The sequence below is a fragment of the Vibrio sp. OPT41 genome, from assembly GCF_015163595.1.
GTDB lineage: Bacteria > Pseudomonadota > Gammaproteobacteria > Enterobacterales > Vibrionaceae > Vibrio > Vibrio alginolyticus.
This window is the reverse complement of the sequence record NZ_JADDYH010000050.1, coordinates 1-202: the sequence shown is the minus strand read 5'-3', so window position 1 is coordinate 202 and position 202 is coordinate 1. Positions and strand designations below refer to the sequence as shown.

The 202-nt window shown below is 44.6% G+C and carries 1 pseudogene; it reads left to right on the top strand.

Features of this window, described 5'->3' with window-relative positions:
- A pseudogene (locus IQP38_RS26575) lies at positions 1 to 202 on the top strand (IS3 family transposase); the annotation flags it as partial.

The following is a 202-nucleotide window of genomic DNA, read 5'->3' as shown; positions in this document are numbered from 1 at the left end:
GTTTGAGCGTTACGAAGTTTTGTCAGTTAGTACAAATCTCTCGCCAAGCTTATTATAAGCAATGCCAAACTCAATCTCGTTGTGAACATCATGAGCATACTGTCATTGGCTTTGTCCGTGAAGTCAGGCTGAAGCAGCCACGCATTGGCACGCGTAAACTGAAGTTCTTAGCAGCAACAAAGGGCATTCAAATAGGTCGCGA